Source organism: Roseivivax sediminis (genome assembly GCF_900112685.1).
GTDB lineage: Bacteria > Pseudomonadota > Alphaproteobacteria > Rhodobacterales > Rhodobacteraceae > Roseivivax > Roseivivax sediminis.
Map to the genome: position 1 here is coordinate 92,828 of NZ_FOMS01000007.1, position 21,051 is coordinate 113,878.

The following is a 21,051-nucleotide window of genomic DNA, read 5'->3' on the forward strand; positions in this document are numbered from 1 at the left end:
TTGCGCCGATGAAATATGACGCAAATGACGTTCGGTAACGCAGGGTTCTGACAGTTGCCCGGGGCGGTGCACCGGCCGGTTTTCGGCAAGGCCGCACCCTTGCAGGTCTGGCCTCTTGCGACCGGCATGCCGGTCACCAGCCCCGGGCGCGATCCGGCGCGTAAGACGCCCGCGCAAGGCATCGGCGGCGCCGCGCTGGCGCACCTCCTGCGTCAGTCCCGGCTCCATGATCGACTTCATCCATGCCAACGCGTCCAGCGCACCGCCAGGTACCGAAGCCGATTGAATTCCCTGACGATCGTGCCGAGCGTGGAAGGCAGCTTTTCCTGCTACAGCCCCATGTCTTTGGGAAAAATGGCCCGCAGACCGGGGCGCGGGCGAGCAGGTCTGGTGGAACCGCCGCGCGGTGTCCCGCTTGGCGGCATAGGCCCGACCGAAACTCCGGGTCACGAGATCGATCGCTTCCGGTGTCGTTGCGCGACCCTCCACTGCCGGAACGCACGCTACCCCGACTGTGATAGTCGGAGATCAACAGCGCCGCGGCCGCCGATCACTCGCCCTCGATGATCTCGATCAGTTGCGGCGTGACCTCCTGCATCTGCGCCTGGATGCGCGGCATCATCGTCCCCATCGTCTCCTGCATGAATGGCTGCATCTTGGCCATCACCGCGCCGCCGTGTTCGGAGGAGTAGAAGTCGATCAGGGCCTGAAGTTCGGCCGCAGTGAAGTGGTTGGCGCTGCCGGTGATCATCACCTCCTCCATCTCAGGGCGCAGACCGTTCATCGCCTCGGACAGGATGACGCCGACCTCCTCGCGCTGCGCGTCGGTCAGCGTCACGCTCGGCGGCAGGCCGGACTGGAACTGCTGGGCCATGCTCTCGGGGGCGAACATCTCGTCCATCATCGTCTGCACTTCGGGCAGTTCGACATAGTCGCGGGCAAGCTCGGACACGTCCTCCTGGGCGGCGGCGGCGGCCGGCAACGCGGCAGCGAGGACAAGGGCGGCAAGATAACGGGTCAAATCGGGCTCCTTTCGGGCAGCAGGGCGGGTCGACCCGAGTGGATGTAACCTGCGGATGCGACACGCCCATGCCGTCCGGCCGGTTTTCGCCCAAGGACGACTGCCGGGCGGCTCCGGACGATTGCGCACGTCCCGCGGCCGGGACCAGCCGGCTTTTACCATCGCTTGGGACACTGGCCATAGGCTCCCGATCACAGGGACTGAACGTGGGGCCCGGCCAACCGGATAGAACATCCGCGCGCGCGACGTGACTTGCGCCGCCGCCGGCGCCTCAGAACATCGGTCGACACGTCTGAAGGATCCTCGCCACGAGAGCCTTACATGAACGCCGATCCCTCTTTCGATATCCGCATCGCCGATGCCGCCATCGCTGCCCCCGTCCTCCGCGGGGTTGTCCTGGACCCTGGCGCCGCGGCACGCGACGTGCTGCGCCGCACGTGCGCGAAGGCGGAGCTGCGCATCGCCTCGATGACGCGAACACCATGGGAAAGCTGTCGCGTCATCTCGGCGCGGCGGCCTACGATCTGGAGTTCGTGGATTGCCACCCACCCGAGGGTGACGGCCTGGCGGCGCTGCGCATCCTGCAAGCCCGTCCCGAACAGGCGAACGCGCTGGCCATCATGCCGGTCGGTCCGGACGATGCCGTCGTCTCGATCAAGGCGATGCGATACGCCGGTGCCGAATACCTCGTAAAGGACAGGCTGACCGCGGCCGCGCTGCGTGCAGCGATCACCTCCGCGGTGGAGCGCCGTATCCTGGTCGCCGCTACGAGCCCAGTCGCGCCTGTCCGAAGCCGCGATGGAGCGAACGCTCAGCCGTCTCTCCGCAAGCATCGGCCCCGAGATGCGGACAGCGATGCACGACATGATCCGACATGTCCGCGCGGCGCGGGGCACGCTACACGAACCGGCCCGCGCCAGGGCACCGCGCGGACCCGCCAGCGACGACGTCGCCGAGCTGATCGACGAAGTCGCGCCGCTCGCAGCCCGCAGCGGGCACCTCGACCCCTCGACCGACGGCCCCTTCTAGCGCGATCACCACAACCAGACCGTGCCGCCGGCGCCGCCCGCGCTCAGGTCATCAAAGCGCGCCGAGTCGCTGCGGCGCCTGACCGAGCTCCAAAAGAAAAGGCGCCTGCGGCGAAACGCGGGCGCCCTCCAAGATTCCTCGGATCCGGCAGGCCTCAGGAAGCCGCCGCCACACCCCGCTTGGTCATCACCCCGATCAGGTGCGCGCGATAGGCACCGGTGCCGTGCAGATCGGAGATCATGTCGGACGCGTCCGGCGCAGTCAGCCCCGCCACGGCATCGGCCGAGAAATCACCGGCCAGGGCCTCTTCCGCTTCGCTCCAGCGGAACACGCCGTCATTCGACGCGCCGGTCACGCCCACGCCCACGCGATCGGCGTACTTGGCGACGAACACGCCCACGAGCGGAAAGCGCGAGGCGATCTGCTCGAACTTCATGTAGGCGGACTTCTCCGGGATCGGGAAGCGGACCTCGGTGACGATCTCGCCCTCCTCCAGCGCGGTCATGAACATGCCCTGGAAGTAGTCGTCGGCCGCAATCTCGCGCGTGTTGGTCACGATGGTCGCGCCGCAGGCCAGCGCCGCCGACGGGTAACAGGCCGACGGATCGTTGTTGGCGATCGACCCGCCGATTGTCCCGCGGTTGCGCACAGCCGGATCGCCGATCCGCGCCGCGAGGCCCGCAAGCCCCGGAAAATGCGTCGCCGCCTCCTTCGCCACGGTGCCATGGGTCGTTCCGCCGCCGATCGCCAGCGTGTCGCCGTCGCGCCGCACGTATTTCATGTCCGCGATGGCCGTCAGAGCAACCAGCTTCGACGGCATCGCCAGCCGCTGCTTCAACGTCGGGATCAGCGTCTGCCCGCCGCCCAGCGGCTGCGCCTCCTCTGTGCCGAGCGCGGTCACCGCCTCGGCGACGGAAGTCGGCCGTTCAATCTCGAATGCGTACATCTCTCGGGTCTCCCTAGACCGACGGAAGAAGCGTCCTGCCCTTCTTCTCGTTACAAATACTCCGGGGGGTCCGGGGGGCTGGCCCCCCGGCGTTCGTCACGTCAGCCCTGCATCGCCGCCCAGACGCGGTTCGGCGTCGCCGGCATGTCGATATGGGTCACATGGGTGAACCCGCCCGAATGCAGCGCGTCGATCACCGCGTTGATCACCGATGGCGGCGAGCCGATGGCGCCCGCCTCGCCGCAGCCCTTCACTCCCAGAGGGTTGTGCGTGCACGGCGTCTGGCAGGAATGGTCGACAGTCACCATCGGCACGTTGTCCGCCCGCGGCATCGCGTAGTCCATGTAGGAGGCCGACAGAAGCTGCCCGGTCTCGTCGTAGACGCAGTTCTCGAGCAGCGCCTGCCCGATCCCCTGCGCGACGCCGCCATGGACCTGCCCCTCGACGATCATCGGGTTGATGACGTTGCCGAAATCGTCCGCCGCCGCAAAACGCTCCACCGTCACATGGCCGGTCTCGGGGTCGACCTCCACCTCGCAGCAATAGGCGCCCGAGGGATAGGTGAAGTTCGACGGATCGTAGAACGCCGTCTCCTCCAGCCCCGGCTCGATATCCTCGAGCGGGTAGTTGTGCGGCACGTAGGCGGCGAGGCAGACATCCCCCCAGGCCACCGACTTGTCGGTCCCCGCGACCGAGAACGCGCCGTCCTTGAGCTCGATATCGGCCTCGGCCGCCTCCATCAGGTGCGCCGCGATCTTCTTGGCCTTGTTGATGATCTTCTCGGTCGCCCGGACCATGGCGCTGCCGCCCACGGCAATGGAGCGCGACCCGTAGGTGCCCATGCCCATCGGCGTGTTGGCGGTGTCGCCGTGCACGATGTCGACCTGATCCTCGGGAATGCCGAGCATCTCGGCCACCACCTGCGGGAAGGACGTCTCGTGCCCCTGCCCGTGGGAATGCGAGCCGGTCATCACCGAAATCGAGCCGGTCGCGTTCACCCGCACCGTCGCGCTTTCATACAGGCCCGCGCGCGCCCCGAGCTGCCCGACGAGGTTCGACGGCGCGATGCCGCAGGCCTCGATGTAGCAGTTGATCCCGAGCCCGCGCAGCTTGCCCTTCGCCTCGCTTTCGGCGCGGCGCTTGTCGAAGCCGGCGAGGTCCGCGATCTCCTCGAGCTTGTCCAGCGTCGCGTTGTAATCGCCGGTGTCGTATTCGACGGCGACGGGCGTCGCGTAGGGAAACTCGGTGATGAAGTTCTGCCGGCGCAGCGCCATCGGATCGACGCCGCGCTCGCGCGCCGCCTTGTCGATGACCCGCTCGAGCTGGTAGGTCGCCTCTGGCCGGCCTGCGCCGCGATAGGCGTCCACCGGCACGGTGTTGGTGAACACCGCCTTCACGTTCACGTAGATCAGCGGCGTCTTGTAATTGCCGGCCATCAGCGTGCCGTGCAGCCATGTCGGCACCGAAGGCGCGAAGGTCGACAGGTACGCGCCCATGTTGGCGTAGGTCTCGGTCCGCAGCGCGGTGAAGTTGTTCTCCGCATCCATCGCCAGTTCGATCTTGGTGACGTGGTCGCGCCCGTGCGCATCCGACATGAACGCCTCGCCCCGCGTCGACGTCCACTTGACCGGGCGTTTGATCTGCCGGGCGGCGAAGGTGCAGAACGCCTCCTCGGCGTAGTGGAAGATCTTCGTGCCGAAGCCGCCGCCCACGTCCGGCGCGACCACGCGCAGCTTGTGCTCGGGGATGCCGAGCACGAAGGCACCCATCAGGAGCCGGATCACGTGCGGGTTCTGCGAGGTGGTGTAGAGCGTCGACATGTCATCCGCGCGGCTGTAATCGCCCACCGCCACGCGCGGCTCCATCGGGTTGGCGACGAGGCGGTTGTTCACCAGCTCCAGCGTGGTGACATGTGCGGCCTCCTGGATCGCCTTGTCGACGGCCTCGCGGTTTTCCTCCACAAAGCCCCAGTCGTAGCAGAGGTTGGTGCCGAGATCATCGTGCACCAGTGTATCGGACGAAGCCACCGCCTGCTTCATGTCGACCACGGCGGGCAGATCCGAGATGTCGGCGACCACGGCGTCCGCGGCGTCGCGCGCCTCCTGCAGGCTCTCAGCGACGACGGCGGCGATCGGATCGCCCACGTGGCGCACCTTGCCCTGCGCGAGCACGGGATGCGGCGGCTCCTTCATCGGCTCGCCGTGGCGGTCGGTGATCTGCCAGCCGCAGGGGATCGAGCCGACCCCTTCGAAATCCTTGCCGGTGAAGACGCGGATGACGCCCGGCATCGCCTCGGCCTCGGCCGTGTCGACGCCGTTCAGCGTGCCGTGCGCAACGTCCGAGCGGACGAAGGCCACGTAGGCCTGCCCCCAGACGTTCACGTCGTCGGTGTAATTCCCGGCGCCGGTCAGGAAGCGCACGTCCTCCCGGCGCTTCGTGCTGGCTCCGATGCCATGATCCTTCGGCATGTGGCTTGTCCTCCCTGGGGTGGCGGGCGCGCCGCCTCTATTCGACCGGTGGGCGGATCGCCCACCCTACTTGGCCGGAATCACTCGGCGGCGACGGTGGCGACGTCCTGACCGGACGCGGCCATGATCGCCTTGACGATGTTGTGGTAGCCCGTGCAGCGGCATATGTTGCCCTGCAGCCAGTGGCGGACCTCGGCCTCGGTCGGCTTGGGGTTCTCCTTCAGGAGCGAGGCCGCCGACATCACCATGCCCGGCGTGCAGAAGCCGCATTGCAGGCCATGATGGTCCTGGAACGCCTGCTGGATCACGTTGAGCGAGCCGTCCGCGTTCGCCACACCCTCGATCGTGGTGACCTCCGCGCCCTCGGCCTCGGCCGCGAACATGGAGCACGCCTTCACAAGCTCGCCGTTCACATGCACGCAGCAGGCGCCGCACTGACTGGTGTCGCAGCCCACATGCGTGCCGGTCAGGCGCAGCTGCTCGCGCAGGAACTCCACCAGAAGCTCGTTGCCCCGCACGGCCCGGCGCACGGACTTGCCGTTCACCGTCATCGTCACCTCGGTCATGCCTTCCTCCCAGATTGGATAGCGTTCAATGCTGTCTCGTCAGTCACTTGGCCCGGGGCGCCCCCGGCCTGTCAAGGCGGCGCGGCTCAGCCGGAGATCTTCCGCCGGAACCAGCCCTTCTTGGCCTCGCCGGGGGTCTCCTCCGCCTCGGGCGCCTCGGCCTCGTCGGCGGGGCCCTCGATCGCTTCCTGCAGGCGGGTGAAGAACTGGTCGGCCATCTTCTTGGCAAAACCGTCGATGATGCGGGAGCCGAGTTGCGCGAGCTTGCCGCCCACCTTCGCGTCGACGTCGTAGGAAAGCTTCGTCACGCCCTCCCCGGCCTCCTCGAGCCGCACCGCCGCGCTGCCCTTGGCAAAGCCCGCGGCGCCGCCCTTGCCCTCGCCCGAAAGCGTCAGGGAATTGGGCTTGTCCATATCGGAGACGGTCACCTGGCCCTTGAAGGTCGCCTTCACCGGGCCGACCTTCTGCACCACCGTCGCCTCGTAGCCGTCCTCGGGCGTGCCGGTCAGCTCCTGGCAGCCGGGCACGCAGGCCTGAAGCACGTCGGGGCTCAGGATCGCGGCCCAGACCGTTTCCCGGTCCGCCTGGATCTCACGGGTGTCGCTCATCTGCATGGGGATGTCCTCTCCGGGTCCTTGGGCCGCACGTTAGGGGCGCGGCGGATGGGGCGAAATAGGACCATTCTCCTAGACGCGCCGGGCGAGCGCCAGCCCCCGATCCGACCGGGTCCGACGATGGTGGGCATTTGCCGCCGCGCGCGCGGGCCTCTAGTGTCGCCGCAAGAAAGCGGGGAGGACAGCGATGAGCGAAGGACTGCGCGTGGCGGACGTGACCTTCCGCTACGGCGCGAAGACGGCGCTGGAGGAGGTGTCCTTCGACATCGCGCCGGGGCGGTTCGCGGCGCTCCTCGGCCCCAACGGCGCGGGCAAGTCGACGCTCTTTGGGTTGCTCACACGGCTTTTCACCACGGCCGAGGGCCGGATCGAGGTCGCCGGCCACGACATCGCCCGCGCGCCGCGCGCCGCGCTCGCGCGCATGGGCGTGGTGTTCCAGTCGCCGACGCTCGACCAGGACCTGACGATCCGCCAGAACCTCGGCTACTTCGCCGCCCTGCACGGGCTGTCGGGCGCCGAGGCGCGCGGGCGCATCGACGCCGCGCTCGACCGGCTGGCGATCGCCGAGCGTGCGGGAGAACGGGTGCGCGACCTCAACGGCGGCCACAAGCGCCGCACGGAGATCGCCCGGGCGCTGATCCATGCCCCCTCGGTGCTGCTGCTGGACGAGGCGACCGTCGGCCTCGACGCCGCCTCGCGGCAGGCGATCACCGATCACGTGCACCGGCTCTGCGCCGAGGACGGGCTCACCGTGCTCTGGGCCACGCACCTGACCGACGAGGTGCGCGACAGCGACCGGCTGGTGGTGCTGCACCGCGGCCGCGTCTTGGCGGACGGCGAATGCGGCGCGCTGCGCGGGGACGCGCCGCTCAAGGACTATTTCCTCACCGCGACCGGGGCGCCCGCATGAGGCCCTACCTGATCGCGCTGCGCGCCATCGTCCTGCGCGAGGCGCTGCGCTTCGTGCACCAGCGCGAACGCTTCCTCGCCGCGCTCGTGCGCCCGCTGGTGTGGCTGCTGGTCTTCGCCGCCGGCTTCCGAGCCGCGCTGGGGCTGTCGATCATCCCGCCGTACCAGACCTACATCACCTACGAGACCTACATCGTGCCGGGCCTGTGCGGCATGATCCTTCTGTTTAACGGCATGCAAAGCTCGCTCAGCCTCGTCTACGACCGCGAGACCGGATCCATGCGGCTCCTGCTGACGGCGCCGCTGCCGCGCGGGTGGCTCCTCTTCTGCAAGCTCCTCGGCTCCACCGCCATCGGCATCCTGCAGGTCTATGCGTTCCTCTTCATCGCCTGGCTCTTCGACATAGAGATGCGCCCCCTCGGCTACCTAACGGCGCTGCCGGCGCTGCTCCTGTCGGGGCTGATGCTGGGCGCGCTGGGGCTCGCCATCTCGTCCTTCATCAAGCAGCTGGAGAACTTCGCGGGCGTGATGAATTTCGTCATCTTCCCGATGTTCTTCCTGTCCACCGCGCTCTACCCGCTGTGGAAGATGCAGGAGAGTTCGAGCCTCCTGCGCGATATCTGCGCGGCGAACCCGTTCACCCATGCGGTCGAGCTGATCCGCTTCGCGCTCTACACCAGCTGGAACGGCTGGGCGCTCTTGTGGGTGGCGCTGTCGCTCGCCGTCTTCCTGGCGCTGGCGCTCTGGGGGTACGATCCGGCGCGGAGCCTCGTGCGACGGAAGGGCTGAGTCCCCGGGCCGCGCGCCCGGCCCCGCCCCGGGCGCCTCCGGCGGGAGTATTTGCGGGCCCAAAGAAGCCAGCCCCGCGCCCGGTCTTCTTTGGGCTTCAAATACTCCGGGGGTGTGGGGGCTGGCCCCCACGCACGGCGCCGTCAGAGCGCCGCGTCGAAAGCCCGCTCCAGCCGTGCCACCGTGCCCTTCACGTCCCGCAGCTTGTCGAGCCCGAAGAGCCCCAGCCGGAAGGTCGAAAAGCCCTCGGGCTCGCCCACCTGCAGCGGCACGCCCGCCGCGATCTGCGTGCCCGCCGCCGCGAAGGCCCGGCCCGACTGTACCTCGGGATCGGCGGTGTAGCTCACCACCACGCCGGGCGCGCCGTAGCCCTCGGCCGCGACCGAGGTCGCGCCGCGCTCAGCCAGCGCCGCGCGGACCTGCGCGCCGAGGTCGAACTGCGCCTCGCGCGCGGCGGCGAAACCGAAGTCGCGGGTCTCCACCATGGCATCGCGGAAGGCGCGCAGCCCGTCGGTCGGCATCGTCGCGTGGTAGGCGTGCCCGCCCCCTTCGTAGGCCGCCATGATCGCGCGCCATTTCTTCAGGTCGAGCGAATAGGAGTTGGAGGCCGTCTCCTCCAGCCGCGCGGCGGCACGCTCCGACAACATCACCAGACCGGCCGACGGCGTCGCCGACCACCCCTTCTGCGGCGCGGAGATCAGCACGTCGACGCCGGTCGCCGCCATGTCGACCCAAGCGCAGCCTGATGCGATGCAGTCCAGCACCATCAGCGCGTCAACCTCGTGCGCCGCCGCGGCAAGGCGTGTGACGTATTCGTCCGGCAGGATGATTCCCGCCGACGTCTCCACATGCGGGGCGAAGACCACCTGCGGCCTCGTCTCGGCGATGGCCGCCTCGACCTCCTCGATCGGCGCGGGGGCGAACGGCGCTTGCGGCGTGTTGCCGGTCTGGCGCGCGTTCATAACGGTGACGTCGCCACCGAAGCCCCCGGCCTCGAAAATCTGGCTCCAGCGATAGGAGAACCAGCCGTTGCGCACCACCAGCATGTCGGCGCCCTGGCCGAACTGGCGCGCGACGGCCTCCATCGCGTAGGTGCCGCCGCCGGGCACCACGGCGACGGAGTGCGCGCCGTAGACCTCGCGCAGCATCGACGAGACGTCGCGCATCACCTGCTGGAACGCGGCCGACATGTGGTTGAGCGCGCGGTCGGTGAACACCACCGAGAATTCGTCGAGCCCGCCGGGATCGACATTGTCGAGCAAAGCCATGAACACCTCCGTTTGGGTCCCGCAACGGGCGGGATGGTCGCGTTCGACGTACCGCCCCGGCCCGCCGGGTCCAAGAGCAAGCGCCGCCTGGGCGCGCCCGAAATGCCGCGGCCGCGCCACAGGGACGAGAATTCGTTTCCGATCGGCACGTCGCCCCGAGAGGACCGTCCCCTTCGTCAGAGCGGGCCGGGCCGCCGCTCCTCCGACAGAAGAACGTTCGCGTCGAGGCTGCCGACCCCCGGCAGCGCCATGATCCGGCGCCGCAGCACCCGCTCGAAATCCGGGATGTCGCGGGCGACGACGCGGAGGCGGTAATCGTACATGCCAAGGACGTGTTCCACCGTCTGCACCTCGGGGATCGCCTGCACCGCGCGTTCGAAATCACCGAGGCTCGCCCGCCCCTTGGTGGCCAGCTTGACGCCCAGGAACACCGTGACGCCGAGGCCAAGCGCCGCGGTGTCGAGTTCCAGCCGCCGGCCGCGGAAGACGCCCGCCTCCTCCAGCCGCTTGATGCGCCGCCAGGCGGCGGGCTGCGACAGTCCCAGTTGCCGGCCGAGCGCGCCGGCCGAGAGCGTGGCGTCCTCCGCCAGCGCGCGGATCAGCGCGCGGTCGGTGTCGTCGAGGTCGATCATATCGGCAGCGTCTCGTCGCTTTTCAGCCGCGCGACATGCATCAGCGCCTCCACGTCGGTCATGTGCGGCAGCGCCAGGATCCGGTCGCGGTAGAGCGTCTGGTAATGCGCAAGGTCCCGCGCGATCACCAGAAGCCGCGCGTCGACCTGGCCGAGGAAGGTCTGGATCTCCAGCACCTCGGGCACCTTGCGGGCCTCGGCCTGAAACTCCTCGAATGCGCGCGGCGCGCTCTTGTCCAGGGTCACGCGCAGCGACACCTCGACCGAGTAGCCGAGCGCCTGCCAGTCGATCACGCCGCGCACCGCGCGCAGCACGCCGCGCGCGCGCAGCCGGTCGAGCCGTCGCGACAGGGTCGTCGCCGTCACGCCGCAGCGCGTCGCAAGCTCCGCCAGCCCGTCGCCGGGCGCGGACTGGTACTGGCGCAGGATGCGGCGGTCTGTATCGTCGAGCATGAATCCTGCACTAAGACGCCGACGGGCGAATGAAAAGGGCGCAAGCTGTCTAGCCATACTCAATTTCGCAAATCGTTTTTAAGCGCATTGCCTATGCTGCGGGTCACAAAGACAACCCGGAAGGAGACGGACATGCGGGTCTATTACGATCGCGACTGCGACATCAATCTGATCAAGGACAAGAAGATCGCCATCCTCGGCTATGGCTCCCAGGGGCACGCGCACGCGCTGAACCTGCGCGATTCCGGCGCCAAGAACGTCGCCGTGGCGCTGCGTGAAGGCTCGTCGTCGGCTGCGAAGGCCGAGGCCGAGGGCCTGCAGGTCATGGGCATCGCCGAGGCCGCCGCCTGGTGCGACCTGATCATGTTCACCATGCCCGACGAGCTTCAGGCCGAGACCTACAGGAAGTACGTGCACGACAACCTGCGCGAAGGCGCAGCGATCGCCTTCGCGCACGGCCTCAACGTGCACTTCGGCCTGATCGAGCCCAAGCCCGGCGTCGACGTCATCATGATGGCGCCCAAGGGCCCCGGCCACACCGTGCGCGGCGAATACACCAAGGGCGGCGGCGTGCCCTGCCTCGTGGCGGTGAACCAGGACGCGACCGGCAAGGCGCTGGAGCTTGGCCTCAGCTATTGCTCGGCAATCGGCGGCGGCCGCTCGGGCATCATCGAGACCGACTTCCAGGAAGAATGCGAGACCGACCTCTTCGGCGAGCAGGCGGTCCTCTGCGGCGGCCTGGTGGAGCTGATCCGCATGGGCTTCGAGACTCTGGTCGAGGCCGGCTACGAGCCGGAGATGGCCTATTTCGAGTGCCTGCACGAGGTGAAGCTGATCGTGGACCTGATCTACGAGGGCGGCATCGCCAACATGAACTACTCGATCTCGAATACCGCCGAGTACGGCGAGTACGTCTCCGGCCCGCGCATCCTGCCCTATGACGAGACCAAGGCACGGATGAAGGCCGTTCTGGAGGATATCCAGCAGGGCCGCTTCGTGCGTGACTTCATGCAGGAGAACGCCGTGGGCCAGCCGTCGTTCAAGGCGATCCGCCGCCGCAACGACGCCCACCAGATCGAGGAAGTCGGCGAGAAGCTGCGCGGCATGATGCCGTGGATCTCGGCCGGCAAAATGGTCGACAAGTCGAAGAACTGAAGCCCGCTGCCGGCGCCGCGCGAGCGGCGCCGGCACATCTGGCCGCCATCGGCCCCTTGGGTTGTCCGTCGCTGGCGCGAATCCGCTCGACTTGCACAATTTGTGAGCGACAATCGGCACGTCGCACCCCCACCGTCAGATTATTCTCAAGGGCCGGGCACTTTTTCGTGCGTGGCGCATTGGCTTCTGGACTCGTCGCGCGCCCCGCCACGCGCGCGCCCAAGGAGACAACCATGCGCCTGACACTGCTCGACGGATTCCGGGGGTTCTTCCTCCTGTTCATGATGATAGCCCATACGACCGGGCAGTTCTGGTCGATCCCCGGGTTCTACAACCACCACGCGCTCGGCTTTGTCGAGGATGCGCAGGGCTTCGTCTTCATCTCGGGCTTCGTCGTCGGGCTGGTCTACACCAAGCTGATGGACAAGAAGGGCACCGCGGGCATGCGGATCGGCGTTTTGAAACGCATCCGCACGATCTACACCTACCAGGCCGCGATGATCCTCGGCTTCGCCGCCGCGGCGCTGGGGCTGGCCGCCTACGGCTTTGCGCCCAACGTGCTGGCGCAGTACGTGGCGCAGCCGGTGGCCTTCACCCTCGCCTCGCTGGGCCTCCTGACCGGGTCGATGCACCTGGGCATCCTCGCGCTTTACATGTGGATGATGCTGATCACGCCCCTGGCGCTCATCGCCTTCGCGCGGGGTCACGCCAAATGGGTCTTCGGGCTGAGCGCGGTGGCCTGGATCATCGCGCAGCTCGGCTATCCCGACGCGGCGCAGGCCCCGATCGAGGGCGCGCTGCGCGACATCGGCGCCGGCATCAACATCGGCATCTACTTCAACGTATTCGCCTGGCAGGTCATCTACTTCTTCGCGCTCTGGCTCGGCTTCCTGTTCGCGCGCGACCAGTTTGACGACACCTGGATGAGGACACGCGCGGCGCGTCTGGGGTTCTGGGCGGCACTCGGCGGCGTGGTCATGTACGCGCTCTTCGACCGGGCGCTGAACCTGGGCTACCTGCCTCAGGAAATGCGTAGCCTTGCCTACGACCGTCTCGACCGCGGCAACATGGACTACATTTACCTGACGAACTTCGCGCTCGACCTCTACGTGGTCTCGTGGCTGCTGATCGCCGCGCCGGACAGCGGCAACCGCGTCCTGTCGCGCGTAGCGCAGGGCATCGAATGGCTGTTCACGCGCAGGCCGCTGGTGTTCCTCGGGCAGCATTCGCTGCAGGTCTTCACCGCGCATGTGGTGATGGTCTACCTGATCATGTGGGGCATGCAGGGGCGTTCGGCCGGACCGCTCGTGTCCAACCTTGCGGTGCTCGCGTCGATCATCCCGCTCTACCTGGTGGCCTGGCTGCACGCCCGCAGCGTCGCGGCGAAGAAGGCCCGGCGGGAGCCGTCGGCCTCGCGCGGCGCACCGGGCCTGAAAATGCCGGTGCCGGAACCCGCCGCCGCGGGGCGCTGAGGCGTCCGCTGCACGCGCCGAACCAGGGCTCTCTGGAAACCGAGGCCCTCGCTATGATCCGCGAGGGCCGCTTTCGTTCGCGCACAGCGCCGCGCCTGCCGTTGCACTTTCCTCATCGTGATGAAAGTTTGTGCATGTCAGGCAAAAAAGGCGCATGCTCTTGCAATTTCCACGATCACTCGGCCCGGCGGTGGCGCATGTCTCCGCGACGGAGGCGGTCCGCGCCGGTCTCGGCGCGTTGATCGGGCTCGGCCTCACCGGCCTTTTCCTGCTGTCGCCGCAGATCGACCTAGATCTCGGGCTCTACCTCGTGGCCCCTTTCGGGGCGACCTCGGTGCTGCTGTTCGCGGTGCCCAACAGCCCGCTCGCCCAGCCCTGGTCGGCGGTCGTGGGCAACACCGTGGCCGCGCTGGTCGGCGTGGCCGTCTGCCTGACGGTCGCGGACCCGGCCCTGCGGATCGGCCTTGCCGTGGGGCTCGCGATCACGGCGACGATCCTCTGCCGGGCGGTGCACCCGCCGGCGGGCGCCGTCGCCATGACCGCCGCGATGAGCCCCGAGGCCGTCGACCGCCTCGGATTCTGGTTCGCTCTGGCGCCGGTGGCGGCGGGCACAGTCGCGCTCGTCGCGATCGCGGCGCTCTATGCCCGGCTGACCGGCCGGCACTACCCTTTCCGGCAGTTCGACGATCGCAGCAAGCATCAGACGGGGGACCGCAACCCCTCTGAACGCCTCGGCCTGTCGGAAGACGAATTGTCGGGCCTGCTGGAAAGCTACAGCCAGTCCTTCAACCTCGGGGTGGAGGACCTCGCCCGGCTGATCGGCGCGGCGGAATTACAGGCCGCCGCCCAGACCTCCGGCCCGCTCGCGGCCGAGGACATCATGTCCCGCGACCTCATCACCATCGGTCCGGACACCGGCCTCGGCGCTGTGGCGGACCTCTTCCGGCGGCACAGGATCACGTCGCTGCCCGTGGTCGGGCCGGAGGGCCGTTTCCTCGGGGTGATCTTCCAGCTGCACCTGATCAGCCAGGCGCGCGACGACGCGCTGCGGCTCGACCGGGGCTTCCTGCCGGCGCTGCGGCGCCTTCTCGACCGGACGCGCGACCGCCCGGTCACCGCCGGAGAGATCATGAGCGTCGCCGGCCCGCGCGCGACGACGAAGACCCCCGTCGGTGCGCTGCTGCCGATGATGGCAGACGGTGACGTCGACGCCGTGCCGGTCGTGGAGTACGGGCGTGTCGTGGGCATGGTCACGCGCACCGACCTTATCGGCGCGCTGGCACGCAGCGCCGTCCGCATGGATCAGGCCCCCGGCAGCACCACGTCGGCATAGGCCGTCTGCGTGGCCTTCCAGTTGTCGATTGTCTTGCGGAAGGTGGCGATGCGGTCGGCCGAGAAACCGGCGACCGCGATCAGCTTGTCGTCGCGCAGCCCTGCCCATTCGATGCCCTTCATCAGCTCGACCTGAAGTGCGGACACATCGTGATGCTGCTGGGTCCAGTACTCTCCGGTTCCCTCGTTCGCCGCCTGATAGGCCACTTTCCAGATCGACACGAAGCCTTCCAGCTCACTGATATGAGTAGGCTCGAACGGATAGCTCTTGAGGCCCGGGCTCAGCACCTCGTCCTGCAATTTCCGGTGGCGGGCGAGCTGCGCCTCCATATCCGAGACCACCGTTTCGGCATGGCTGATGAAATCGGCAACCCTTTTCTTCATGTTCACGGCGTAGACGCTGGTGGTCAGCTGCGAATACATCTGCGGCGTGGTCTTCGGCTCTTCCGGCGGCTCGGGCTTGGTGGGCTGCGCGACATAGCTGCCCGTATCTGCGGTCGGAGCGGCCCGCCCCGCGCCCCAGTAGAAGCCCGGATTGCCGTGGCCCGGCCCGTATTTCAGCGCCATCGCGTCCTGGTAGGCGGCCAGCTCGTCGCGGTAATCGGCCATCTCCACGTCCCGCCAGTGGACATATCTCTTCCACCAGCGATGCTTGGCCTTCATGTATTCGGCATCGGCGGTGGGCGAGTTGATGTAGTCGTTCCACTCCACCATCAGGCAGATCTGGTTGAGGCTGAGATAGACCGACCCCGCCAGCGTGTAGAGGTCGAGCGTATCGTAGAGCCGGTGGCTCTGCGCCGCCGCCCAGTTGGCGTTCACGAGGCAGGTGTGCTGGTAACCGTCGGTCTTCTTGAACGCGTCGTAATAGGCACGCCAGTCGTTGTTGAGGATCTCGTCGACGTCCGGCTCCAGCCGGTTGCGGCTCTTCACGTCAGCGAGCGCGTATTCGATCGCGTCGTTGACCTCCTGCGCGATGGTCTGGATCTCGGTCACCCGGTCCAGCACCTCGTCGGCAAAGGTGTCGTCCGCAATCTCTCCACGCAACTTCTCGTTCGCGGTGTCGAGGTCCTTGCGGGTGAGCGGCGGGATCGGCGCGGCCTTCTGCGAGGCCGAGTAGATCCCCAGCGCCATGGAGGCGAGCCCGAAGACGATGGAGCCGACGCCGAGCTTGCCGCTGTGGTTCTTGCCGACGTCGGTACCCAGAAGCCCGAAACAGGTATTGGTCGAGAAGGACAGCGCCAGTTCGGCAATGGAAAGCGGGTTCATGTCGCGCCCTTTCCGTCGGTGTCCACGACGACGACGACCTGCGTGGTGAAGGACTGCCCGCGCAGCCCGACATGGCGAGTTGATCCGGTCGGGGCGGGATCGATCTGCGCCAGCCACGCATCGGCGGTGTAGTTCGCCTTCGCGTCCTTGCCCTGCCCGCGCTTCAGCGCGACGCCGGAACAGGATCGGCGAATGTCGTCCGCCTTGGCCAGGTAGAAGTCGTTCAGCGTTCCGGTCAGATCGTCGGTGATCGCAACGGAGCGATAACGTCCCTGGTAGGAGCCATATGCCGCCTGCGCGGCGAGCCAAAGCGGCGTCTCGAGGTTAGGATCGTCGGAACTGAGCGTGAAGCCCGCGGCGGTCCCGATCGCCAGCCCGGTCCAGGAGAACGTGACCAGACCGATCCCCGCCTTGTCGTTCTTTCGCTCACCCGCCGGGATGGTCCAGCTGTCTCCGGCATCCTCCCAGCGGTGATGATTGTGCCGCGCGTCCCAGCTTCGCGTTGCGGGGAAGTGGTCGACGGTGCCGTGATAGGCCGCGCCGCCATCGAGAGTGACGCTGAGCGGTGCCGACAGCCGGTTGACGAAGAGCATGGCGATCGATTGCTCGCACTGGTTCAGGCCGACGCCGTAGTCCACGTAGTATTCGCCATCGCCCTGTTCGTCATAAGCCATGCCCGGCAGGAAGTCGAAGAACGCGGTCAGCACGTTGCACGGGTCGGGCAGCATGAAGGGCGGATCGTTGTCGTCCTCGTCGATGCCGATGCGCCGGCGGAAGGCGAAACCGCCGCTGGACGGATCGGTGCCGCCCCCCGCGCGCTCGGCCTCGGTCAGCTCGCGCGTGGCGCAGAACTTCGTCGGCGCGACGAAGTGCTTTTCCACGACCGCGTTCGGCAGCACCGCGACCGGCACCGCCCCCGGCTGAGCCGTATCCCAGAGCGGATCAGGCATCGTCGAGCGTCTCTTCGGCCCTGGTGAACATCTGCGCGAGATAGTCCATCCGCGCCGCCCGGATTTGCAGCTCGCCGGCGTTGTCGCTGTCGGAGGGCACGCGCCGGTCGGAGAGGTCGAAGATCCAGCGCGCGTCGAGATCGTTGGAATCGCGCCAGGTGACGAAATCGGCGTCGACCACCGCCCGGTCGACCGCCAGCGCGCCGGGATCGGCGATGCGCCCCGACGCTTCCATCGACTTGAGGATCTTGCTGAGCATCCGCGTGACGAAGGCCCAGGTGCGCAGGCTCCAGACCGGGTCGCCTTCGAAAGCCTCGCGCGCGATCGCGTCCCAAAGCAGCGCGTTCGGGAGCTTGGCCCATTCGTCGATCGTGGTCTGCGCCACAGTCTGCATCTTCTCTTCGACGTCCTTTGCGTCGTCGTCGTCCTCAGCGCCGCCGGTGGTGCCGTCGCCTCCCCCGCCGGAGGATTTGTGCGCCGTCTCCTGTTCCTTCAGCGTCTTCATCACGCTGGCCAATTGCAGGCCGATCAGCGTTCCCCCGGCCACCACCGAGACCCCCAGCGTGCCGAACAGCACCGAGCCCAGACAGACCATACGCCGCTGCTTCTGCCGGATCGTTGCGAACTGGTTCTGTTCACCATCCACCTGTGCGACGCGCACCCCCTCCAGCGCCCGGAGCCGGTTCAGCATCGCCGCCTGCTGGTTCTCGACCTCGTTCAGCGCCGCCTCGAGCGCATGGATCCTTACCCGATCGGGAAGTTGGTCGTATATGTGAGCCTGGGCCTCGGCCTGTTCGAGCGCGTCCTCACCGGCATCCGCGGCATCCTCGGCCATGTCCTGAAGTTCGACATCGCCTGAATCCGCGTTCTCCGCCCCCTCGAATGCGGCCTGTGCGGCGATATAATGGGGGGCCTGTGCGCCTCCTGACATCCGAAAATCCTTATAGCAAACCAAGAAGATCAAAATGCTGCGGCTACGCTAGCGGCGCGTACGGACCCGCGCGAGCTGTCATTCGTGTCAGGTGGTGGGCTTGACCTCGGCCCGCTCGGGGTGATCATGCCACCCGACGCGCAAAGGGAAAGGACCGCGAATGGCCCGCAAGCTCGCCGCCGGAAACTGGAAGATGAACGGGCTCGCCGCCGCGCTGGCCGAACTCGACACGATCGCCGCAGGCACCGGGGCGGAGGACGGCCCGGAGGTCGCGCTCTGCCCGCCCTTCACGCTCATCGCGGCTGCGGCCGAGCGCGCCAAGGGCGGGCTCGCCATCGGCGGGCAGGATTGCCATGCCGCCGAGGCCGGCGCGCATACCGGCGACGTCTCCGCCGCGATGCTCGCCGATGCGGGGGCGCGCTACGTGATCCTCGGCCATTCCGAGCGCCGCCAGGACCACGGCGAGAGCGACGCCGATGTCGCCGCCAAGGTCTCGGCCGCCTGGGCCGCAGGGCTCAAGGCGATCGTCTGCCTCGGCGAGAGCCTCGAGCAGCGCGAGGCCGGCGAGACCCTGGAGGTGGTGCAGGGCCAGCTCGCCGGCTCCATCCCCGAGGGCGCCGATGCCGAGAACCTCGTCGTCGCCTACGAGCCGATCTGGGCCATCGGCACCGGCCGCGTCGCCGAGCCGCCGCAGATCGCAGAGGTGCACGATGCGCTCCGCACCGCCCTGAGTGACCTCTGCGGTGCCCAGATCGCGGAGGCCACCCCGCTGCTCTACGGCGGGTCGGTCAAGGCGGCGAACGCGGCCGAGATCTTCGCGACCTCCAATGTCGACGGCGCGCTCGTCGGCGGCGCCAGCCTCAAGGCCGGGGATTTCCTGCCCATCGTGGAGGCTCTCCACGGCGCCTGAGCCCCGGACGCGCCTCGCCGTCGGACCATTGCGGGCCGGCTACGGGTCAAGGATGCCGAAGGCACCGCCGCAGGCGGCGCGTCCTTGACGCGTGGCCGGCCCGCCCGACCATCGACATGGCGCCTGAGGGGCAGACCTGTCCCTCAGGCGCCTCTCAGCAAATGGTTCTGACCTTCCGGTCCACCCGACCTCCCGGTACAGCGCGTCGCCTATGGGATATCACGCCCTCGGCGCGCGGCAGCGCACCGCGTGATCCGGTCAGCGGGGCTTCACGCTGGCCGGGCGCTCCTTGATCATCCGCGCCAGGCGCTTGGTTTTGAACGGCCCGGTGATCTGCGGCGACAAGAGCGTCGTCGGCACGAAGCGCGGCTCGGCCGGATCGTCCACCGCCCGGATGTCGAAGCGCTTGCAACCGCCCACGAGGCTCTTCACCTGGTTCGGCGCCGCGACGACGGTGATGGTCATGCCGTTGCAGTAATGAACGTCGAACGGCGCGCCCAACCGGGCCTGCGCGCGCCGCGCGAGATCCTCGAAACTGCCCATGTCCCGCGCCTCGCCCGAGCCCAGCGGCCCCTGCAGCGTGCGCTCGAGCATGTCGTCGACATCGTTCTCCGACATCTCCTCGCGGTCCGTCACCAGCGCGCGGGAGCGCCCGTCCTCGGTGTCGATGTCGATCACCACAGCCAGGATGTAGACGTTCTGCGACCCCATGTTGGTCACCAGACAGCGCCCCTTGCTATGCTCCGACGCCGCCCGGCTGATATGCAGGACCGACCGGTTCTGGCGCATGAAGCTGACCAGGAACAGATTGAGGTAGGTGATCCACACCACCACCATCGCGACATTGGCGATCATGCCGATCACCTCGGCATTCTCGATGATCCAGCTCGGCATGGGCGCCCCCTGTCAATTCCGTCGTGCCGACCGAACGGGACGCGCGCACCGAGGTTCCCGCGAGGTCTAGCGAGTTACGATTTCCGGGCCCATCATCAACGTCGGCAGCCAGGTGGACAGGATCGGCACATAGGTCACGAGGATCAGGAAGACGAAGAGCACGGCGAGGAACGGCAGCGCCGCCTTCACCACCCGCATCATCGGCATCCCCGCCACGCCCGAGGTGACGAATAGGTTGAGACCCACCGGCGGCGTGATCATCCCGATCTCCATGTTGACCACCATGATGATGCCGAGGTGAATGGGATCGATGCCGAGCTCGATGGCGATGGGAAACACCAGCGGCGCGACGATCACCAGAAGGCCCGAGGGCTCCATGAACTGCCCGCCGATCAGCAGGATCACGTTCACGATCACCAGGAACATGATCGGTCCGAGCCCCGCATCCAGCATCGCCCGCGCGATGGATTGCGGGATCTGCTCGTCGGTCAGCACGTGTTTCAGGATCAGCGCATTGGCGATGATGAACATCAGCGTGATGGTCAGCTTGCCCGCCTCGAAGATCGTGTCGCGCGTGTCGCGGTGCACGAACACCGTCAGCAGCGCGATCGGCTTTCTCCAGAGCGGCAGGTTGCGCTGGCCGTCCGCCGTCTTCAGCGGCCCCATGTCGGCATAGACGAAATTGGCGATGAAGAAGGCGTAGACCGCCGCGACCGCCGCGGCTTCGGTCGGCGTGAAGATGCCGCCGTAGATGCCGCCCAGGATGATGACGATCAGGAACAGCCCCCAGGACGCATCGCGCCCCGAGGCGAAGATCTCACCCCAGCCGAGCCATTCGCCCTTGGGCAGGTTCCGCAGCCGCGCGATCAGATAGATCGTGACCATCAGCATCGTGCCGGCCAGAAGCCCCGGAATGACGCCCGCGAGGAACATCCGCCCGACCGACGTGTCGGTCGCCGAGGCGTAGACCACCATCACGATGGACGGCGGGATGAGGATGCCGAGCGTGCCGGCATTGGCGATGACCCCGGCGGCGAAGTCCTTGGAATAGCCGACCTGCCGCATCCCGGCGATGACGATGGAGCCGATGGCGACCACGGTCGCCGGGCTCGACCCCGAAAGCGCGGCGAAGAGCATGCAGGCGAACACCCCCGCGATGGCAAGCCCGCCCGAGAAATGCCCGACGATGGCGATGGAGAAGCGGATGATGCGCGCCGCCACCCCGCCCGTCGACATGAAGGACGACGCCAGGATGAAGAACGGGATCGCAAGAAGCGTGTAATGCCCCGCCATCGCCTGGAAGAAGCTCTGCGCGATGGAGGACAGCGAGGTGTCCGACAGCACCAGCAGAAAGATGGTGGAGGAAAAGCCCAGCGCGACGGCGATCGGCACGCCGATCAGCATCAGGCCGATGACCATGATGAAAAGGATCGCGACGTCCATTATC

General features: G+C 67.7%; 21 protein-coding genes. 7 read left to right on the forward strand and 14 right to left on the reverse strand.

Annotated features, from left to right (window positions below; all coding sequences use genetic code 11):
• Window positions 1–550: 550 nt before the first annotated feature.
• Window positions 551–1,021, reverse strand: coding sequence for a DUF2059 domain-containing protein (locus F3H57_RS12280; RefSeq protein WP_188129675.1), 471 nt, complete (start codon window positions 1,019–1,021; stop codon window positions 551–553).
• A 317-nt stretch (window positions 1,022–1,338) separates the two neighbouring features.
• Window positions 1,339–1,887, reverse strand: coding sequence for a hypothetical protein (locus F3H57_RS12285; protein ID WP_149756208.1), 549 nt, complete (start codon window positions 1,885–1,887; stop codon window positions 1,339–1,341).
• Between F3H57_RS12285 and F3H57_RS22245 the strand changes: the two genes are divergently transcribed.
• Window positions 1,886–2,050 (forward strand): hypothetical protein, encoded by a 165-nt coding sequence (locus F3H57_RS22245; protein WP_188129676.1) that lies wholly within the window; start codon window positions 1,886–1,888, stop codon window positions 2,048–2,050. The two genes, F3H57_RS12285 and F3H57_RS22245, sit on opposite strands and share 2 nt — an antisense overlap.
• A gap of 154 nt (window positions 2,051–2,204) precedes the next feature.
• On the opposite strand, the gene F3H57_RS12290 is transcribed toward F3H57_RS22245, so the two are convergent.
• The 4 genes from F3H57_RS12290 to F3H57_RS12305 all read right to left on the reverse strand — a co-directional run bounded on the left by F3H57_RS12290 (window position 2,205) and on the right by F3H57_RS12305 (window position 6,644).
• Entirely contained in the window at window positions 2,205–2,996 is a 792-nt protein-coding gene (locus F3H57_RS12290) for an FAD binding domain-containing protein (protein WP_149756209.1), read from the reverse strand.
• 101 nt (window positions 2,997–3,097) lie between these two features.
• Window positions 3,098–5,464, reverse strand: a complete 2,367-nt coding sequence (locus tag F3H57_RS12295) for a xanthine dehydrogenase family protein molybdopterin-binding subunit (RefSeq protein ID WP_149756210.1) — start codon at window positions 5,462–5,464, stop codon at window positions 3,098–3,100.
• 80 nt (window positions 5,465–5,544) lie between these two features.
• Window positions 5,545–6,030, reverse strand: a complete 486-nt coding sequence (locus F3H57_RS12300; RefSeq protein WP_149756211.1) for a (2Fe-2S)-binding protein — start codon at window positions 6,028–6,030, stop codon at window positions 5,545–5,547.
• A gap of 86 nt (window positions 6,031–6,116) precedes the next feature.
• The gene (locus F3H57_RS12305; RefSeq protein WP_149756212.1) at window positions 6,117–6,644 is read right to left on the reverse strand and encodes a CoxG family protein; all 528 of its coding nucleotides are present in this window, start codon (window positions 6,642–6,644) and stop codon (window positions 6,117–6,119) included.
• Between the two features lie 187 nt (window positions 6,645–6,831).
• Here F3H57_RS12305 and F3H57_RS12310 point away from each other — a divergent pair, with 187 nt between their 5' ends.
• Both F3H57_RS12310 and F3H57_RS12315 read left to right on the forward strand, forming a co-directional pair.
• Complete coding sequence (locus F3H57_RS12310) at window positions 6,832–7,554, forward strand: ABC transporter ATP-binding protein (RefSeq protein WP_149756213.1); 723 nt, start codon at window positions 6,832–6,834, stop codon at window positions 7,552–7,554.
• Complete coding sequence (locus F3H57_RS12315; protein WP_149756214.1) at window positions 7,551–8,342, forward strand: ABC transporter permease; 792 nt, start codon at window positions 7,551–7,553, stop codon at window positions 8,340–8,342. The genes F3H57_RS12310 and F3H57_RS12315 overlap by 4 nt, the downstream gene beginning before the upstream one ends.
• 143 nt (window positions 8,343–8,485) lie before the next feature.
• Here F3H57_RS12315 and F3H57_RS12320 read toward each other — a convergent pair whose 3' ends face one another.
• From F3H57_RS12320 to F3H57_RS12330, 3 genes are all read right to left on the reverse strand, one after another.
• Window positions 8,486–9,610 (reverse strand): aminotransferase class V-fold PLP-dependent enzyme, encoded by a 1,125-nt coding sequence (locus tag F3H57_RS12320; protein WP_149756215.1) that lies wholly within the window; start codon window positions 9,608–9,610, stop codon window positions 8,486–8,488.
• A 176-nt stretch (window positions 9,611–9,786) separates the two neighbouring features.
• Window positions 9,787–10,242 (reverse strand): Lrp/AsnC family transcriptional regulator, encoded by a 456-nt coding sequence (locus tag F3H57_RS12325; RefSeq protein WP_149756216.1) that lies wholly within the window; start codon window positions 10,240–10,242, stop codon window positions 9,787–9,789.
• The gene (locus tag F3H57_RS12330) at window positions 10,239–10,694 is read right to left on the reverse strand and encodes an Lrp/AsnC family transcriptional regulator (protein WP_149756217.1); all 456 of its coding nucleotides are present in this window, start codon (window positions 10,692–10,694) and stop codon (window positions 10,239–10,241) included. The genes F3H57_RS12325 and F3H57_RS12330 overlap by 4 nt, the downstream gene beginning before the upstream one ends.
• Before the next feature lie 93 nt (window positions 10,695–10,787).
• On the opposite strand from F3H57_RS12330, the gene ilvC reads away from it, so the two are divergent.
• The 3 genes from ilvC (at window position 10,788) to F3H57_RS12345 (ending at window position 14,654) form a co-directional block, all read left to right on the forward strand.
• The gene (gene ilvC / locus F3H57_RS12335) at window positions 10,788–11,849 is read left to right on the forward strand and encodes a ketol-acid reductoisomerase (RefSeq protein ID WP_149756218.1); all 1,062 of its coding nucleotides are present in this window, start codon (window positions 10,788–10,790) and stop codon (window positions 11,847–11,849) included.
• Between the two features lie 233 nt (window positions 11,850–12,082).
• Window positions 12,083–13,321 (forward strand): OpgC domain-containing protein, encoded by a 1,239-nt coding sequence (gene opgC, locus F3H57_RS12340; RefSeq protein ID WP_149756219.1) that lies wholly within the window; start codon window positions 12,083–12,085, stop codon window positions 13,319–13,321.
• 154 nt (window positions 13,322–13,475) lie between these two features.
• Window positions 13,476–14,654 carry an HPP family protein gene (locus F3H57_RS12345; protein WP_149756220.1) on the forward strand — a complete coding sequence of 393 codons (1,179 nt, stop codon included), beginning with the start codon at window positions 13,476–13,478 and terminating at the stop codon, window positions 14,652–14,654.
• On the opposite strand, the gene F3H57_RS12350 is transcribed toward F3H57_RS12345, so the two are convergent.
• The 3 genes from F3H57_RS12350 to F3H57_RS12360 are packed head-to-tail and all read right to left on the reverse strand — an operon-like array spanning window position 14,624 to window position 17,800.
• On the reverse strand, window positions 14,624–15,919 hold the full coding sequence (locus F3H57_RS12350) for a hypothetical protein (RefSeq protein WP_149756221.1): 1,296 nt from the start codon (window positions 15,917–15,919) through the stop codon (window positions 14,624–14,626). The genes F3H57_RS12345 and F3H57_RS12350 overlap by 31 nt on opposite strands.
• Window positions 15,916–16,869, reverse strand: a complete 954-nt coding sequence (locus tag F3H57_RS12355) for a hypothetical protein (protein WP_149756222.1) — start codon at window positions 16,867–16,869, stop codon at window positions 15,916–15,918. The genes F3H57_RS12350 and F3H57_RS12355 overlap by 4 nt, the downstream gene beginning before the upstream one ends.
• Window positions 16,862–17,800, reverse strand: coding sequence for a hypothetical protein (locus F3H57_RS12360; RefSeq protein WP_149756223.1), 939 nt, complete (start codon window positions 17,798–17,800; stop codon window positions 16,862–16,864). The genes F3H57_RS12355 and F3H57_RS12360 overlap by 8 nt, the downstream gene beginning before the upstream one ends.
• Before the next feature lie 160 nt (window positions 17,801–17,960).
• Between F3H57_RS12360 and tpiA the strand changes: the two genes are divergently transcribed.
• Entirely contained in the window at window positions 17,961–18,710 is a 750-nt protein-coding gene (tpiA, locus tag F3H57_RS12365; protein ID WP_149756224.1) for a triose-phosphate isomerase, read from the forward strand.
• Between the two features lie 258 nt (window positions 18,711–18,968).
• Here the strand turns inward: tpiA and F3H57_RS12370 are convergent, their stop codons facing one another.
• Both F3H57_RS12370 and F3H57_RS12375 read right to left on the reverse strand, forming a co-directional pair.
• Window positions 18,969–19,604, reverse strand: coding sequence for a hypothetical protein (locus F3H57_RS12370; RefSeq protein WP_149756225.1), 636 nt, complete (start codon window positions 19,602–19,604; stop codon window positions 18,969–18,971).
• A gap of 66 nt (window positions 19,605–19,670) precedes the next feature.
• Complete coding sequence (locus F3H57_RS12375; RefSeq protein WP_149756226.1) at window positions 19,671–21,047, reverse strand: TRAP transporter large permease; 1,377 nt, start codon at window positions 21,045–21,047, stop codon at window positions 19,671–19,673.
• Between the last annotated feature and the right edge of the window lie 4 nt (window positions 21,048–21,051).

Coding starts and splice junctions, on each gene's coding strand:
- F3H57_RS12360 (WP_149756223.1), bottom strand. CDS start 17,800: ATGTCAGGAGGCGCACAGGCCCCCCATTATATCGCCGCACAGGCCGCA.
- F3H57_RS12305 (WP_149756212.1), bottom strand. CDS start 6,644: ATGCAGATGAGCGACACCCGTGAGATCCAGGCGGACCGGGAAACGGTC.
- tpiA (WP_149756224.1), top strand. CDS start 17,961: ATGGCCCGCAAGCTCGCCGCCGGAAACTGGAAGATGAACGGGCTCGCC.
- F3H57_RS12330 (WP_149756217.1), bottom strand. CDS start 10,694: ATGCTCGACGATACAGACCGCCGCATCCTGCGCCAGTACCAGTCCGCG.
- F3H57_RS12295 (WP_149756210.1), bottom strand. CDS start 5,464: ATGCCGAAGGATCATGGCATCGGAGCCAGCACGAAGCGCCGGGAGGAC.
- F3H57_RS12375 (WP_149756226.1), bottom strand. CDS start 21,047: ATGGACGTCGCGATCCTTTTCATCATGGTCATCGGCCTGATGCTGATC.
- F3H57_RS12310 (WP_149756213.1), top strand. CDS start 6,832: ATGAGCGAAGGACTGCGCGTGGCGGACGTGACCTTCCGCTACGGCGCG.
- F3H57_RS12325 (WP_149756216.1), bottom strand. CDS start 10,242: ATGATCGACCTCGACGACACCGACCGCGCGCTGATCCGCGCGCTGGCG.
- F3H57_RS12285 (WP_149756208.1), bottom strand. CDS start 1,887: ATGTCGTGCATCGCTGTCCGCATCTCGGGGCCGATGCTTGCGGAGAGA.
- opgC (WP_149756219.1), top strand. CDS start 12,083: ATGCGCCTGACACTGCTCGACGGATTCCGGGGGTTCTTCCTCCTGTTC.
- F3H57_RS12370 (WP_149756225.1), bottom strand. CDS start 19,604: ATGCCGAGCTGGATCATCGAGAATGCCGAGGTGATCGGCATGATCGCC.
- F3H57_RS12320 (WP_149756215.1), bottom strand. CDS start 9,610: ATGGCTTTGCTCGACAATGTCGATCCCGGCGGGCTCGACGAATTCTCG.
- ilvC (WP_149756218.1), top strand. CDS start 10,788: ATGCTGCGGGTCACAAAGACAACCCGGAAGGAGACGGACATGCGGGTC.
- F3H57_RS22245 (WP_188129676.1), top strand. CDS start 1,886: ATGATCCGACATGTCCGCGCGGCGCGGGGCACGCTACACGAACCGGCC.
- F3H57_RS12300 (WP_149756211.1), bottom strand. CDS start 6,030: ATGACCGAGGTGACGATGACGGTGAACGGCAAGTCCGTGCGCCGGGCC.
- F3H57_RS12315 (WP_149756214.1), top strand. CDS start 7,551: ATGAGGCCCTACCTGATCGCGCTGCGCGCCATCGTCCTGCGCGAGGCG.
- F3H57_RS12350 (WP_149756221.1), bottom strand. CDS start 15,919: ATGAACCCGCTTTCCATTGCCGAACTGGCGCTGTCCTTCTCGACCAAT.
- F3H57_RS12345 (WP_149756220.1), top strand. CDS start 13,476: ATGCTCTTGCAATTTCCACGATCACTCGGCCCGGCGGTGGCGCATGTC.
- F3H57_RS12355 (WP_149756222.1), bottom strand. CDS start 16,869: ATGCCTGATCCGCTCTGGGATACGGCTCAGCCGGGGGCGGTGCCGGTC.
- F3H57_RS12290 (WP_149756209.1), bottom strand. CDS start 2,996: ATGTACGCATTCGAGATTGAACGGCCGACTTCCGTCGCCGAGGCGGTG.